This window comes from Bradyrhizobium jicamae (assembly GCF_001440395.1).
Classification (GTDB): Bacteria; Pseudomonadota; Alphaproteobacteria; order Rhizobiales; family Xanthobacteraceae; genus Bradyrhizobium; species Bradyrhizobium jicamae.
The window spans coordinates 87,464-102,069 of the sequence record NZ_LLXZ01000093.1; the positions used below are offsets into that span (position 1 = coordinate 87,464).

The 14,606-nt window shown below is 63.6% G+C and carries 17 protein-coding genes; 10 read left to right on the forward strand and 7 right to left on the reverse strand.

Annotated elements, in window-relative coordinates; all coding sequences use genetic code 11:
- The 8 genes from CQ12_RS14740 to flbD form a co-directional block, all read left to right on the forward strand.
- A partial coding sequence (locus CQ12_RS14740) for a flagellar hook-length control protein FliK (protein WP_198164150.1) occupies nt 1–905 on the forward strand: 905 nt, incomplete at its 5' end.
- Between the two features lie 18 nt (nt 906–923).
- Entirely contained in the window at nt 924–1,622 is a 699-nt protein-coding gene (locus CQ12_RS14745; protein WP_057836019.1) for a flagellar hook assembly protein FlgD, read from the forward strand.
- 206 nt (nt 1,623–1,828) lie between these two features.
- Nucleotides 1,829–2,104 (forward strand): CtrA inhibitor SciP, encoded by a 276-nt coding sequence (gene sciP, locus CQ12_RS14750; RefSeq protein WP_002714638.1) that lies wholly within the window; start codon nt 1,829–1,831, stop codon nt 2,102–2,104.
- A 168-nt stretch (nt 2,105–2,272) separates the two neighbouring features.
- Nucleotides 2,273–3,901, forward strand: a complete 1,629-nt coding sequence (fliF, locus tag CQ12_RS14755; protein WP_057836049.1) for a flagellar basal-body MS-ring/collar protein FliF — start codon at nt 2,273–2,275, stop codon at nt 3,899–3,901.
- 1 nt (nt 3,902) lies between these two features.
- Complete coding sequence (gene fliG / locus CQ12_RS14760; protein WP_057836020.1) at nt 3,903–4,988, forward strand: flagellar motor switch protein FliG; 1,086 nt, start codon at nt 3,903–3,905, stop codon at nt 4,986–4,988.
- On the forward strand, nt 4,988–5,614 hold the full coding sequence (locus CQ12_RS14765) for a FliH/SctL family protein (protein WP_057836021.1): 627 nt from the start codon (nt 4,988–4,990) through the stop codon (nt 5,612–5,614). Before fliG ends, CQ12_RS14765 begins: the two co-directional genes overlap by 1 nt.
- A 19-nt stretch (nt 5,615–5,633) precedes the next feature.
- Nucleotides 5,634–5,984 carry a flagellar motor switch protein FliN gene (gene fliN, locus CQ12_RS14770; RefSeq protein ID WP_057836022.1) on the forward strand — a complete coding sequence of 117 codons (351 nt, stop codon included), beginning with the start codon at nt 5,634–5,636 and terminating at the stop codon, nt 5,982–5,984.
- A gap of 53 nt (nt 5,985–6,037) precedes the next feature.
- Nucleotides 6,038–7,417 carry a sigma-54-dependent transcriptional regulator FlbD gene (gene flbD / locus CQ12_RS14775; RefSeq protein ID WP_057836023.1) on the forward strand — a complete coding sequence of 460 codons (1,380 nt, stop codon included), beginning with the start codon at nt 6,038–6,040 and terminating at the stop codon, nt 7,415–7,417.
- Nucleotides 7,418–7,534: 117 nt separating this feature from the next.
- Here the strand turns inward: flbD and CQ12_RS45040 are convergent, their stop codons facing one another.
- From CQ12_RS45040 to CQ12_RS14805, 7 genes are read right to left on the reverse strand one after another with little or no spacing between them, the layout of a single operon-like run.
- A complete protein-coding gene (locus CQ12_RS45040; protein WP_198164151.1) occupies nt 7,535–7,690 on the reverse strand; it encodes a hypothetical protein in 156 nt (51 codons plus the stop codon).
- 52 nt (nt 7,691–7,742) lie between these two features.
- The gene (locus CQ12_RS14780; RefSeq protein ID WP_057836024.1) at nt 7,743–8,327 is read right to left on the reverse strand and encodes a flavin reductase family protein; all 585 of its coding nucleotides are present in this window, start codon (nt 8,325–8,327) and stop codon (nt 7,743–7,745) included.
- 7 nt (nt 8,328–8,334) lie between these two features.
- Entirely contained in the window at nt 8,335–9,177 is an 843-nt protein-coding gene (locus CQ12_RS14785; protein ID WP_057836050.1) for an ATP-binding cassette domain-containing protein, read from the reverse strand.
- Nucleotides 9,178–9,184: 7 nt separating this feature from the next.
- Nucleotides 9,185–9,991 carry an aliphatic sulfonate ABC transporter permease SsuC gene (gene ssuC, locus CQ12_RS14790; protein WP_057836025.1) on the reverse strand — a complete coding sequence of 269 codons (807 nt, stop codon included), beginning with the start codon at nt 9,989–9,991 and terminating at the stop codon, nt 9,185–9,187.
- Complete coding sequence (ssuD, locus tag CQ12_RS14795) at nt 9,988–11,157, reverse strand: FMNH2-dependent alkanesulfonate monooxygenase (protein WP_430642210.1); 1,170 nt, start codon at nt 11,155–11,157, stop codon at nt 9,988–9,990. Before ssuD ends, ssuC begins: the two co-directional genes overlap by 4 nt.
- On the reverse strand, nt 11,151–12,104 hold the full coding sequence (locus CQ12_RS14800; RefSeq protein WP_057836027.1) for a sulfonate ABC transporter substrate-binding protein: 954 nt from the start codon (nt 12,102–12,104) through the stop codon (nt 11,151–11,153). The genes ssuD and CQ12_RS14800 overlap by 7 nt, the downstream gene beginning before the upstream one ends.
- A gap of 23 nt (nt 12,105–12,127) precedes the next feature.
- On the reverse strand, nt 12,128–13,078 hold the full coding sequence (locus tag CQ12_RS14805) for a sulfonate ABC transporter substrate-binding protein (protein WP_057836028.1): 951 nt from the start codon (nt 13,076–13,078) through the stop codon (nt 12,128–12,130).
- 240 nt (nt 13,079–13,318) lie between these two features.
- Here CQ12_RS14805 and CQ12_RS43740 point away from each other — a divergent pair, with 240 nt between their 5' ends.
- Both CQ12_RS43740 and CQ12_RS14810 read left to right on the forward strand, forming a co-directional pair.
- Nucleotides 13,319–13,612: a hypothetical protein gene (locus CQ12_RS43740; protein ID WP_157088216.1), complete on the forward strand. Its 294-nt coding sequence runs from the start codon at nt 13,319–13,321 to the stop codon at nt 13,610–13,612.
- Nucleotides 13,609–14,595, forward strand: coding sequence for an ABC transporter substrate-binding protein (locus tag CQ12_RS14810; protein WP_057836029.1), 987 nt, complete (start codon nt 13,609–13,611; stop codon nt 14,593–14,595). The genes CQ12_RS43740 and CQ12_RS14810 overlap by 4 nt, the downstream gene beginning before the upstream one ends.
- Nucleotides 14,596–14,606: the final 11 nt, after the last annotated feature.

The following is a 14,606-nucleotide window of genomic DNA, read 5'->3' on the forward strand; positions in this document are numbered from 1 at the left end:
CCATCAGCGCCCAGACTGCTATCGCTGATCCGACTGTTACAGCCGGCATCGCTCAGGCCGCGTCAACAGTCGCCGCTGGCACCAAACCTTCCGCCCAGCCCAAGAACCCCGATCTCGCCAGGAAAAGCGCGACGACGATCGTCGAGCAGACCAAAACCACCGACGCCGACGCCCCCACAGTACCGGCCGCGGACACCATCGTGCCTGCAGTCACGCCGACCGCCGAAGCCGCAGGCAAGCCAAAGTCAGAGAATGGCATCGCCGACGCCGTGAAGGCCGATGCGTCAGGCAATTCCGTTGCGCCATCGGCCGCGAACGTCAACGCCAACACGCATTTTGCCGCCCCTGATATCGCCGGCCAGACGCTGCTCCACGCGTCCGGCAACGGCCTGCAGGCTCCCGGCGCGATCCAGACGCATCAAGCAGCCACGACGACGGCGGCTGCCGCCAGCCAACTCACCGCCACGGCAGCGACAAGCGCTGCGGTGCCGATGAGCGGGCTTGCGATGGAAATCGCCGCTTCCGCCAACAGCGGCAAGACCCGCTTCGAAATCCGGCTCGATCCTGCCGAGCTCGGCCGCATCGACGTCCGCATCGACGTCGATCGTCACGGCCAGATAACCTCGCATCTGACGGTCGAACGGCCGGAAACGCTGTCGATGCTGCGTCAGGACGCCAACCAGTTGCAGCGCGCGCTGGATAACGCCGGCCTCTCGACCGGCAATGGCGGCTTGCAGTTCAGCCTGCGCGACCAGTCCTCGCAGGGCCAGAACGACGGCAACCAGTCCAATCCCAACGCACATCGCCTCGTCGTCAGCGAGGAAGACAGCGTGCCGGCCGTCGTCGCCGGCCGCAGCTATGGCCGCATGCTCGGATCGAGCGGCGGTGTCGACATTAGAGTTTAGAGTTTAAAGGAGATCGCCATGGCAGTCGATGCAACCATGCCGACGACGGTCGTCTCGGCGCCCGGGACCAATACCACCTCGAGCAACACGACGTCCTCGACGAAGACGGCGGGGATTGCCGATAACTTCCAAACCTTCCTGACACTGCTGACCACGCAGCTGCAGCACCAGAATCCGATGGATCCGCTCGACACCAACCAGTTCACCCAGCAGCTCGTGCAGTTTGCCGGCATCGAGCAGCAGCTCAAGTCGAACGAGCAGTTGAAGGCGCTGGTGGATATCGAAAAGAGCACGCAGGCGACGAACGCGCTGATCTATGTCGGCAATACCGTTTCCGTCGACGGCAGCAAGGCGGCGTTCGACAAATCGGCGACGTGGAATTTCCAGAGCGACAAAGACACGACCGCCAAGATCACGATCACGAACTCGACGGGCCAGACGGCCTATACTGGCAACTTTGCGCTGAAGAAGGGCGGCAACAGTTTCGTCTGGGATGGCAAGGGCAATGACGGCGTGCAGTGGCCAGCCGGCACCTACACCATGACGGCAACCGGCACGGACGGTTCGGGCAACAACGTGGCGATTTCCACCGAAGTCCAGGGCGTCGTCGATTCAGTCGATCTCAGCGCGTCTCCGCCCCTGCTGTCGATTGGCGGCCAAAGCTACACCACCGACAAGGTCAAGCGGGTGATCCGTCCGACCACTACCTCCAGTTAGCCCCGGCCAGCCCCCTGCACCCGGCCTTCCCCGGCCCGGCAGCCCTCCGAGTGAACGCAATTGCGTCCCCGGAGGCCCGGGCCGAAAGCCATTTTCGATCATTTTCAAGGAGATTCGTATTGGAGCCGTATGCTTAGGCAAATTTTAAGCCGAAGGGCGTAGATTTACTACCGTGAGTTCAGTGGTTGAGAGTTTGTGAGTACGCCATGACAGAACCCCATCGCCCGAGGGTAAAATACGTCATCGGGCCTGACGGCAGTCCGTTAACAATTGCTGACCTGCCAGCGCCCGGAACCAAACGGTGGGTGATCCGCCGCAAGGCTGAAGTCGTTGCCGCGGTCCGCGGTGGCCTGCTTTCCCTCGAAGAGGCCTGTAGCCGCTATACCCTGACGGTCGACGAGTTCCTGTCCTGGCAGTTTTCCATCGACCAGCATGGTCTGGCAGGCTTGCGGACCACCCGGATCCAGCAATATCGCCAGTAAGCTCCCTGAACCAAAAGATTTGATGAAAACCGGCTTCGTTTTGCGAAGCCGGTTTTTTTCATGCCGGAACTATTAGCGGCCGCTTAACTGACGTTAACCATATGGAAACCATCCCCTAGGCAATAATTGCCCAGTCGGTCCCTGGGGCCGAATCCCTGGGGGCAGTTGGTGCAAAGTCTCGTTGCTTTCTTGAAGGGCCTGGGCGCGGCGCGGCTGATGGCCATGGTTGCCGTGACGACCGCGCTGATCGGCTTCTTCGCCTTCGTCATCATGCGCGTCACGACGCCGCAGATGACCACCCTGTTCACCGACCTCTCCTTTGAAGATTCCTCCAGCATCATCAAGGATCTGGAACGCCAGGCCATTCCCTTCGAACTGCGCAATGAAGGCGCGGTCATCATGGTGCCGAAGGACAAGGTCACGCGGCTGCGGATGAAGCTCGCCGAAGCCAACCTGCCCAAGGGCGGCGGCGTCGGCTACGAGATCTTCGACAAGTCCGACGCGCTCGGCACCACGAGCTTCGTCCAGAACATCAATCATCTGCGCGCGCTGGAGGGTGAACTCGCCCGCACCATCCGCGCCATCGACCGCATCCAGGCCGCCCGCGTCCATCTGGTGCTGCCGGAACGACCGTTGTTCGCGCGCGAGGCGCCGGAGCCGTCGGCCTCGATCGTGGTGCGGGTGCGCGGCAGCCTCGAACCCCAGCAGATCCGCGCCATCCGCCATGTCGTCGCCTCCGCCGTCAACGGATTGAAGCCGCAGCGGGTCTCGATCGTCGACGAAGGCGGCCGCCTGCTGGCCGACGGCGCCACCAAGGATCCCGACATCGCCATCGGTGACGAGCGCCGCACCGCTTTCGAGAAGCGGATGCGCAACGAAGTCGAGGCGATCGTCTCCTCGGTGGTCGGCCAGGGCCGCGCCCGCGTCCAGCTCACCGCCGATTTCGACTACAACAAGGTCACCCAGACCTCGGACAAGTTCGATCCCGAGGGCCGCGTGCTGCGCTCGACCCAGACCCGCGAGGAATCCTCCGCGAGCGCCGGCGATGGCGGCCAGGTAACCGTCAACAACGAGTTGCCCGGCAACCAGGCCAACAGCGGCGCGGCTACCGCCCGCGACCAAAGCAAGAAGAGCGAAGAGACCAACAATTACGAGATTTCCCGCACCACCAAGACCGAGGTCACCGAGGCCGGACGGGTCAACCGGATCTCGGTCGCGGTGCTGGTCGACGGCGCCTACACCAAGAACGAAAAAGGCGAGATGGTCTATCAGGACCGCAGCAAGGAACAGCTCGACCGTATCGCCACCCTGGTGCGCTCGGCGATCGGCTTCGACCAGAAGCGCGGCGATCAGGTCGAGGTCGTCAACCTCCGCTTTGCCGAGGCCCCCACCGTTCCGCCGGTCGTCGAGCCCACCGGCCTGCTCGGCATGCTGCAATTCACCAAGGATGACGTCATGTACGTCATCGAACTCGGCGTCATGATGCTGCTCGGCCTCGTGGTGCTGTTCCTGGTGATCCGCCCGCTGGTCAAGCGCATCCTCGCTGCCGAAGTCATCCCGGCCCTGGCCGAACCGACGCCGGCCTTGATCGAAGGCAACGGGCCGAACGGAGAGCTCGGACCCAATCAGGCCTTGATCGCCGGCACCAGCGGCACCGCCCAGTTGATCGACGTGGCCCAGGTCCAGGGCCAGGTCCACGCCCAGGCCGTGCACCGGGTCGGCGAACTGGCCGAACGCAATCCGAATGAAACCGCTTCCATCGTTCGGCAGTGGCTGAGCGAACCCGCCGAGAGCTGACATGGCCGCAGTACCGCAAACCTCAAACGCAAACGACATCACCACCGTCATCTCGGCGCTGGCGAGCCGTCAGAGCAACCGGCCCAAGGGCCAGCCGCTGAGCGGCCCGAAGCGCGCCGCCATCCTGATGCTGGCGCTGGGCGAGCAATATGGCGGCAAGGTGTGGTCGCTGCTCGACGACGACGAGGTGCGCGAACTGTCGATCCACATGTCGACGCTCGGCACTGTCGAGGCCGACGTGGTGGAAGACCTGCTGCTCGAATTCGTCTCGCGGATGTCGGCCTCCGGCGCCCTGATGGGCACCTTCGACGCCACCGAGCGGCTGCTGCAGCAATACCTGCCGACCGAGCGCGTCAGCGGCATCATGGACGAAATTCGCGGCCCCGCCGGCCGCAACATGTGGGAGAAGCTCTCCAACGTCCAGGAAGAGGTGCTCGCCAACTACCTCAAGAACGAATACCCGCAGACGATTGCGGTGGTGCTGTCGAAGCTGAAGCCTGAGCACGCCGCCCGCGTGCTGGCGATCCTGCCCGAGGACCTCGCGCTCGACGTGGTCGGCCGCATGCTGAAGATGGAAGCGGTGCAGAAGGAAGTCATCGAGCGCGTCGAGCAGACGCTGCGCACCGAATTCATGTCCAATTTGTCGCAGACCCGCCGCCGCGACGCCCATGAGGTGATGGCCGAAATCTTCAACAATTTCGACCGCCAGACCGAAACCCGCTTCATCACCTCGCTGGAAGAGGAAAACCGCGAATCCGCCGAGCGCATCAAGGCGCTGATGTTCACCTTCGACGACCTGATCAAGCTCGACTCCGCCTCGGCCCAGACGCTGATGCGCAACGTCGACAAGGACAAGCTCGGTATCGCGCTGAAGAGCGCCAATGAGGAGGTGCGCGCCTTCTTCCTCGGCAACATGTCGTCGCGCGCCGGCAAGATGCTGATGGACGACATGGCCGCTATGGGACCGGTGCGGCTGCGCGACGTCGACGAGGCGCAGGCGCTGCTGGTCAACCTCGCCAAGGACATGGCTGCCAGGGGCGAAATCACCCTCACCAAGAACCGCGCCGACGACGAGCTGGTGTACTGATGGCCGCGCCCGCAAAATTCCTATTCGACACCGATTTCGCAGCGCCGGACAAGACGCGCGAACGCGCCGCGACCGCTGCCGAAATCGCCCAGAAGGTTGCCGAGGCCGAGGCGCGCGCCTATCGCGCCGGCTACGAGGCGGCCCAGCACGAGGCCAAAGTGGAGAGCGACCGCCGCTCGGCGCTGGCGCTGGAAGAGATCGGGATCGCCATCAGGGGCATCGCCACGCGCTTCTCCGGCATCGAGGCCAGGATGGAAACCGAGGCCGTCGATGTCGCAGTCGCGGTGGCACGCAAGCTGTGCAGCGAACTGGTCGCCCGCGAACCGCTCGGCGAAATCATGGCGCTGGTCAGCGACTGCTTCTCGCATCTGGTTGCGACCCCGCATCTCGTCGTTCGCATCAGCGACCAGCTCTACGAGGCCGCCCGCGAGAAGATCGAGCGGCAGGCATCCCAGAGCGGCTTCGAGGGCCGGCTCGTGATCCTGGCCGAGCCTGGCATCGCCACCGGCGACTGCCGGATCGAATGGGCCGACGGCGGCGTGGTGCTGGAGCGCGCGGCTATCGAAGCGAAAATCAGCGAACTCGTCGGGCGCTATCTCGCGTCCCGCGATCAGGCCGGAACGTGAAGGCCATGAGGACTGAATCATGAGTGACACCGACGCACAGGTACCGCTTCCGGATCTCAACGCCGCGGACGCACCGCCGGTCGACGACCTCGCCTACAACGAGGACGAAAATGCGTCGCGCATCGCGGCCGATCTCGAGGCCGTCTTCGACGTGCCGGTGCAGGTCTCGGCCGTGCTCGGCCGTTCCAAGATGGATGTCGGCGAGTTGTTGAAGCTCGGACCCGGCACCGTGCTCGAACTCGACCGCCGCGTCGGCGAAGCCATCGACATCTACGTCAACAACCGCCTGGTGGCGCGTGGCGAAGTCGTGCTGGTGGAAGACAAGCTCGGCGTGACCATGACGGAAATCATCAAGGCTGAACGCAGCTGACAATTTTGGCGATACGCGCTCCGAGGGCGCGAACAGACGGACAGGAGACAGACATGCGGCTTCTCATCGTTGGCACATTGAAGGGCCAGCTTACGACGGCCACCAAGATCGCCATGGCTAACGGAGCGTCCGTGACCCACGCCGAAGCGATCGAGCAGGCGATGGCGGTACTGCGCGGCGGCAAGGGCGCCGACCTGCTGCTGGTCGACGTCGCCCTCGACATCCGCGACCTGGTGATGCGGCTGGAAGCCGAACACATCCACGTTCCGATCGTAGCCTGCGGCATTTCCAACGACGCTCGCGCTGCGGTCGCCGCGATCCACGCTGGCGCCAAGGAATACATCCCGCTGCCGCCCGATCCCGAACTGATCGCCGCCGTGCTCGCCGCCGTCGCCAATGATTCACGCGATCTCGTCTACCGCGACGAAGCCATGGGCAAGGTGATAAAACTGGCACAGCAGATCGCGGGCTCGGATGCTTCCGTGATGATCACCGGCGAATCCGGCACCGGCAAGGAAGTGCTGGCGCGTTATGTCCACTCCCGCTCGAACCGCGCCAAACGTCCGTTCATCTCGATCAATTGCGCCGCGATCCCCGAACACCTGCTGGAGTCCGAACTGTTCGGCCACGAGAAGGGCGCCTTCACCGGCGCCGTGGCCCGACGCATCGGCAAGTTCGAAGAGGCCAGCGGCGGCACGTTGCTGCTCGACGAAATCTCGGAAATGGACGTTCGCCTGCAATCCAAACTTCTTCGCGCGATTCAGGAGCGCGTGATCGACCGCGTCGGCGGCACCAAGCCGGTGCCGGTCGATATCCGCATCATCGCGACCTCGAACCGCAACCTCTCTGACGCGGTGCGCGAAGGCACCTTCCGCGAGGATCTCCTGTTCCGCCTCAACGTCGTCAACCTGAAGATCCCTCCCTTGCGCGACCGCCCGGCCGACATCCTCGAACTGGCGCAGCATTTTGCGAAGAAATACGCCGACGCCAACGGCGTGCCGTTGCGTCCGATCTCCGCCGATGCACGGCGGGTGCTGACCTCGAACCGCTGGCAGGGTAACGTCCGCGAGCTGGAAAACACCATCCATCGTTCGGTGTTGATGGCGCAGGGTGACGAGATCGGTCCCGACGCCATCGTCACCCCTGACGGCGACCGCCTCGACCTTGCCAAGACCGCACCCGCGGTGGCGCACGCCACATTTGCCGCCGAGCAGGTGACCCGCGCGCTGGTTGGCCGCACCGTCGCCGACGTCGAGCGTGACCTGATCCTGGAGACGCTGAAACACTGCCTCGGCAACCGGACCCACGCCGCCAACATCCTGGGCATCTCGATCCGCACGCTGCGCAACAAGCTGAACGAATATGCCGACGGCGGCATTCCGATCACGCCGGCCGGGTCTGGTGACGGGCAGCGGTTTATGGCGGCGGGGTAGCGATCGCATTCCCCGGCGCGGCGTAGCGTCGCTTCGCGGTGAACTGCAATGGCCTAGACACAGAATCGCGAAAACAACCCCATGCAAAGTAGGATGTGCCCCAGAGACACGGGACCATCACGAATATTTCGGCGCGTCGGGCTTGCGAAAGATGTGAATGGGATCGCCGGGCGTCAGGTCGCGCCCGGTGAAGACGGCATAGGCGTACAGCGCGAGATACGCGACCGCGATCGCGCCGACTGCGTAAAAGGCCCAGGTTGCGAGACGCTTCATTCGCCCGGTTTAGATCGGGCGCAGCGAAAAATCCAGCCCGACTGGCCAGGGGTCAGATCTTCCTCGATAAGTGTCGTGTCGGCACACTGACCTCGGCCAGCTTCACCGCATCCTCATCCTGCTCGATAACGACATATCGCCCCTGCCAATAGGCCAGCGCCGCCGTGCGCGGCGAGACTGTCACATCAAGCACGCGGCCGATGACGATCGCATGGGAATGCCGCTCGACGATATGCTCGACTTCACAGTCGATCGCCGCGAGTGCGCCTGTCAGCAGCGGCACGCCGGAGACGCGCGTGACCCACTCGGCGCCGGCAAATCGATCCGCGCCCTTCAGTCCGCCCTTGCCGGTGAATCGCTGGGCGATGTCTGTTTGCTCCGACGTCAGGATGCTGACGCCGAAGAAGCCGTAGCGCTTCACGAGCGGCCAGGACGACGCCTCGCGGTTGATGCTGACGATCAAGGCGGGCGGATCGACCGACAACGACGACACCGAGGTGACCGTCATGCCCGAAATGTCCCTGCCCCGTCCCGCCGTGATGACGCTGACGCCGCCGGTCAGGCGGCGCATGGCGTTGCGAAAATCATCCGAGGAGACTTCGCGGTCGATCGAAACGTTGCGGACTAGGGAGTTCATGGTCGCCTCACAGGTCGGACGTGTCTTCGGTGCCCTGCAGCAGATTCTTCAGAATCGAGCCTTCCAGCGCGGCAAGTTGCGCCGAGCCGCGCCGCCTCGGACGCGGAATATCGACCTCGATGTCGTGCGCGATACCGCCCTCCTCGATCACCAGCACGCGGTCGGCCAGCGCGACCGCTTCCGACACGTCATGCGTCACCAGGATCGCGGTAAAACCCTGATCGTGCCAGACGCGCTCGAGCAGCCGCTGCATCGAGATGCGCGTCAGTGCGTCGAGAGCACCCAGCGGCTCGTCGAAGGCCAGCACGCGCGGCTGGCTGACCAGCGCGCGGGCCAGCGCCACGCGCTGCTTCTGCCCGCCGGACAGCACCGCCGGCCACTGGCCGCGCTTTTCGTCAAGACCGACCTCGACGAGTGCGCTTTCCGCCCGCGCCTGCGCATCCGGCAGATGGCGCTCGTGTCCGAGGCCAACCTCGACATTCGACAGCACACGAGCCCAGGGCAGCAGGCGCGGCTCCTGGAACATGACACGGACGTCCTCCGGACGCGTCTCCTCGCTGAACCCGATGGTGCCTGCCGTGATGGTTTCGAGGCCGGCAATCAACCGTAGCAGCGTGCTCTTGCCGCAGCCGCTGCGGCCGACGATGGCGACGAACTGTCCCGCCGGAATGTGCAGATCGATGCCGCGCAGCACCTCGTTGTCGCCGAACGACTTGCGAAGACCGCGGATAGTCAGCGCCAGCCCGCGCGACGCGCCGTCCGAACCGTGCCGGAGCCGGCGGGCTTGTTCGACGAAGTCGGCACGGACCGGCTCGGCGCCGGGAGAAATCAAGCGAAGGGCTTCTTGCATCATATCCTCAATGTTTCTGGAAGGCCGGGTGCCAGGACAGCGTCAGCCGTTCGAGCGCGCGCGAGGCGCTGTCGGCGAGCTTTCCGAGCAATGCGTAGATCAGGATGGAGAGCACCACGACGTCGATCAGCATGAACTCGCGCGCCTGCATCGCCATGTAGCCGAGGCCCGACGAGGCGGCGATGGTTTCCGCCACGATCAAGGTCAGCCACATGATGCCGAGCGCAAAGCGCAGGCCGACGAAGATCGACGGCAGCGCCCCGGGGAAGATCACCCGGCGGAACAGCTCGCCATCGCTCATGCCGTAAATGCGGCCCATCTCGATCAGTTGCGGATCGACGGTGCGGATGCCGTGCAGCGTGTTGAGATAGATCGGGAAGAATACGCCGAGCGCGACCAGAAACAGCTTGGCGGATTCGTCGATGCCGAACCACAGGATAACAAGCGGGATCAGCGCCAGATGCGGGATGTTGCGCACCATCTGCAGCGTCGTGTCGGTGAGCTTGCTGGAGGTTTGCGACAGACCGTTGGCGAGGCCGAAGGAGAAGCCGATGCTGCCGCCGATCAGGAAGCCGACGCTGGCGCGCCAGAAACTGACCCAGATATTGCGGGCAAGCTCGCCCGACAGCAGGAGCTTCCATCCTGCCAGCGCCACATCGCTCGGCGCTGGCAAAACGCGTGCTGAGACGAAACCGGTGACGCACGCCACCTGCCAGATCAGGATGATCGTCAGCGGCACGATCCACGGGATCAAGCCGTCGACCCGCGGCAATTTCGGTGCGCCTACGCGCGGAAGACTGTCGATCAGACTCATGATTGCGATGCCTGTTTCTGCGGCCGGTATTCATTGCCGATGGTTTCGCCGAACGGCCCGGTGTTGACGCGGATCGGTGTCACGTCGCTCGGCTGCGCCAGCGAGAGCAGCGGAAACACCAGCTCGGCGAAACGATAGGCTTCCTCCAGATGCGGATAGCCCGACATGATGAAGGTATCGATGCCGACATCCTGATACTCCCGGATCCGCGCGGCGACCGTCTGGGGATCGCCCACCAGCGCGGTGCCCGCGCCGCCACGCACCAGTCCGACGCCGGCCCAGAGATTGGGGCTGATCTCGAGCTTGTCGCGGCGGCCGCCATGAAGCTGCGCCATGCGCTGCTGGCCAACCGAATCCATCCGCGAGAAGATTTTTTGCGCCGAGGCGATCGTCTCGTCGGTGACGTGCTGGATCAACTCATCGGCCGCCTTCCAGGCTTCCGCATTGGTCTCGCGCACGATCACATGCAGGCGAATGCCGAATGAGAGTTTTTTCCCGCGCGCCGCGGCAGCGGCCTTCACGCGATTGACCTTTTCGGCGACCTGGGCTGGCGGCTCGCCCCAGGTCAGATATTTGTCGACCGTATCGACGGCGACATCGATGCCCGCATCCGACGATCCGCCGAAATAGAGCGGCGGGCGCGGCGACTGCACCGGCTGGAACAGCAGGCGGCCGTCCTCGATCCGGATGTGCTTGCCCTCGACATTCACCGTCTTGCCCGCCAGCAGGTCGCTATAGACGTTGAGGAACTCGCGCGTGACTTCGTAGCGCTCGTCATGGCTGAGGAAGATGCCGTCGCCCTTGTTCTCGATCGGATCGCCGCCGGTGACGACATTGATCAGCAGCCGGCCGTTCGAGACCCGATCGAGCGTCGCGGTCATGCGCGCCGCGACGCTGGGCGACTGCAGTCCGGGCCGCACTGCCACCAGATAGCGCAACCGCTCGGTCCATGGCGCAACCGCCGAGGCGACCACCCAGGAATCCTCGCAGCTTCGCCCGGTCGGCAGCAGCACGCCGAAATAGCCGAGCTGGTCGGCAGCCTGCGCGATCTGGCGCAGGTAGTTGAAGTTCACCTCGCGTCCGCCGGTGGTGGTGCCGAGGTAACGGCCGTCGCCATGGGTCGGCAGGAACCAGAGAATGTTCGCGTTGGGTTGCGTGCTCACGATCCGGACCTCCGGGCCACGTCAGAAATCTTGATTTGCTTCGGGATAAGCCCGAGTGAGAAGAACGTATCGGCGACCTGTTGCTGGTCGGCGACCACGCTCTCGGTGATCGGCTTGATGCCGTACGACTGCCGCTTCAGCGCGACCTCGACGACCGGAACAGAAAGCCCGATCGCCGGTGCTAACTGCTCGGCTACGGCATGGATGTCGCCCCTCGCCCAGTCGTCGACCTCGCTGAGTTGCGCCAGCACCACATCGACGATTTTGGGGTCGCTCTCCAAGAATTTCTTCGAGGAGAAATAGAACTGGTAGTTTGCGACAACGCCGGTGCCGTCGGCGAGCGTGCGCGCACCGGTGGCTGCTTCGGCCGCAGCCTGGAACGGATCCCAGATCACCCAGGCATCGACCGCGCCGCGCTCGAACGCCGCGCGGGCATCAGCCGGTGCCAGAAACACTGGCTCGATCTCGGAATATTTGACGCCGGCCTTCTCCAGCGCCTTCACCAGCAGATAGTGAACATTGGAGCCCTTGTTCAGCGCGACCTTCTTGCCTTTCAGGTCGGCAACGGAATTGAGCTTGCTATCCTTCGGCACCAGGATGGCTTCGCCTTTCGGCGCCGGCGGCTCGTAGGCGACGTACTGGATCGGTGCGCCCGCGGCCTGGGCGAAGATCGGCGGCGCTTCGCCGGTATTGCCGAAATCGATCGCCCCGACATTAAGCGCCTCGAGCAGCGGCGGACCGGACGGAAACTCCGTCCACACCACCTTGTAGCCGGCGGACTTCAGCTTCTCCTCCAGCGTGCCCTTGCTCTTGAGCAGCACCAGCTTGCCGTATTTCTGGAAGCCGATGCGGACCACCTTTTCCTGGCCGTAGGAAGCGCCGACGGTAGCCGCGACCATGCTGATCGACAGCACGGCGCTGGCGATCCAGCGTTGAATGAAACGCCTCATGAGTTACATCCTTTGTTTTGAATTCAGCTCTGGGTATGGCGCCAGACGATGTCGCGCACGGCGATCGGCTTCGGGATCAGGCCGAGCCTGTGGAAGCGGTCGGCGACGGCCTGCTGCGTGGTGACGATCTCGTCGGTCACGGGGCCGATCAGGAATGAGGCGCGGTTGGCAGCGATCGTCTGAACCTCGAGCGGCACGCCGGTGATCGCTGCGAGCGCGCTGGCGACGTCGGCACGATTAGCCTCGGCCCAACGCGCGGCCTCCGCCAGCCCGTCGATCACCTCGCGGGTTTCCCGAACGTGGGCGTTCGCAAAATCGCGATTGGCCAGATAGAACGAGTTGGTTTTAGCGACTTCATGAGCGTTGACGAGGATCCGGCCGCTCTGGCGCTTCTCGCCAATCGCAAAATACGGATCCCACACTGCCCACGCCTCGATGCTGCCATTGGCGAATGCCGGTCCCGCGTCCGGCGGCGTGAGATAGACCGGCGTGATATCCTCATACGTGAGCCCCGCCTTTTCCAGCGTGGCGATCACCACGTTGTGCGCGCTGCTGCCCTTGGTAAATCCGACGCGCTTGCCCTTCAGGTCGGCAATGCTGCGGATGTTTGAGTTGGCGGGCACGAGAATGCCCTGCCCGTTCGTGATCCGCGATCCCGCGACATAAACGACATTGGCGTTCGCAGCCTGCGCGAAGATCGGCGGCGTATCGCCGACCGCGCCGAGATCGACGCTGCCGGTGCTCATGGCTTCAAGCAGAGGCGGCCCCGAGGTGAACTCGATCCACCTGATCCCGATCTGCTTGCCGGCAAACCGCTTTTCGAGCACGGCCTGCTGCCGCGCAATCACCAGCACGCCGGTCTTCTGGTAGCCGATCCGGATTTCCTTGAGAGGCGCTTGCGCACGCGCCGACGACGACAGCGATGCAGCCGCCGTTGCACCAAGCGACATCTTGAGGAACTCACGACGCTTCATCACAATCTCCTGAACGATCGCCTTACTGCGATGCGATACTGGAATGATGATGACGCTTCGAACGAGTGTCGAGTGCCCCGCAAAAATAGCAATGACAGCACTACGCACTTGGCGTACCGCGACAGGATTATTGCCGGATCAAGATGTGCTGTGACGCAATTTTCCTTGTCGTCCCGCGATGCACATCTTCTAATCACACGTCGTTCAATTCGCACGACGTCGTGATCGAGATGACGACGAGTGTCGAATGGTGAACGCCCGGAAATTTTTTATCTGCAATTGCAGCTCGGCGTAGAAAGATTGCATTCGCAGCGCGCTGACATCGAATTGCGACTCTGTTGGCGCGAACTCTTCCTCGCGCGGCATTCAGCAGACAACATTCGCCGCAACTCCAAAGCCGAGACGTTCATTGCACGCTCGGCAGAATCTTCAGTCAACCGTTTCATTGATCGCAGCACTGTTGCTCGTACACTTCGTGCATCGTTGATGGCGTCAAGCCACACGACAGATGACACGGAAAGAGCAACAATATGAATGCAACCAAACTTGAATCGGGCGCCCGCGCGCGCCTTCGCCGCTTCGGCGCAGCGCTGTTCGGCGTGGTGATCAGCACAGCGGTCGGAGCATCGGCGCTGGCGGCCGATACGGTCGTGCTTCGCGTCGGCGACCAGAAAGGCGGCAATCGTTCCTTGCTGGAGATCTCTGGCTACGCGAAGGATTTGCCCTACAACATCGAATGGTCGGAATTTCCTGCTGCCGCGCCGATTCTCGAAGCGCTGAACGCAGGCGCACTCGATGTCGGCTATACCGGTGATCTGTCGTTCCTGACCGTGTATGCCGCCGGCGCGCCGATCAAGGCCATCGGCGGCACCCGCTCCGATGCCAGGACGCAGGCGATTCTGGTTCGCCAGGATTCTTCAATCAAGACCATCGCCGATCTCAAGGGCAAGCGGCTGGCCGGGACGCGCGGCGGCTGGGGCCAGTTCCTCATCGACGCGACGCTGGAGAAGGCCGGATACAAGATCGAGGACGCAACCTTTGCGCCGCTCGGGCCAGTGGACGCGAAGATCGCGCTGGTCGCGGGCTCGATCGACGCATGGGCGGTGTGGGAGCCCTACGTGTCCTACGCGACACTGAAGGACAATGCGCGGATCGTTGCCAACGGCGAAGGCTTGACGCCCACCGTCACCTTCATCGTCGCCTCTGATAGCGCCATCGCCAGCAAGCGTGCCGCCGTGCAGGATCTCGTGCAGCGGCTCAACAAGGCCCGGCTGTGGTCACTCGATCATCTCGGCGAATATGCGAAGAACACCGCCGAGCTCACCAAGCTGCCCGAAGACGTATTGTTGAGCGCCTATAAGGCGCAACGCACCAGCCCGATCGCGATCGACGAGAACATCGTTCGCGAGGTTCAGGAAGCATCCGACCGCGCCACGCGCTACGGCATCCTCTCGAAGAAGCTCGACGTCAGCAAGGCGGTCGACCGGAGCTTCACCGCGGCAGCGAACTCCAATTAACACTGAACGAG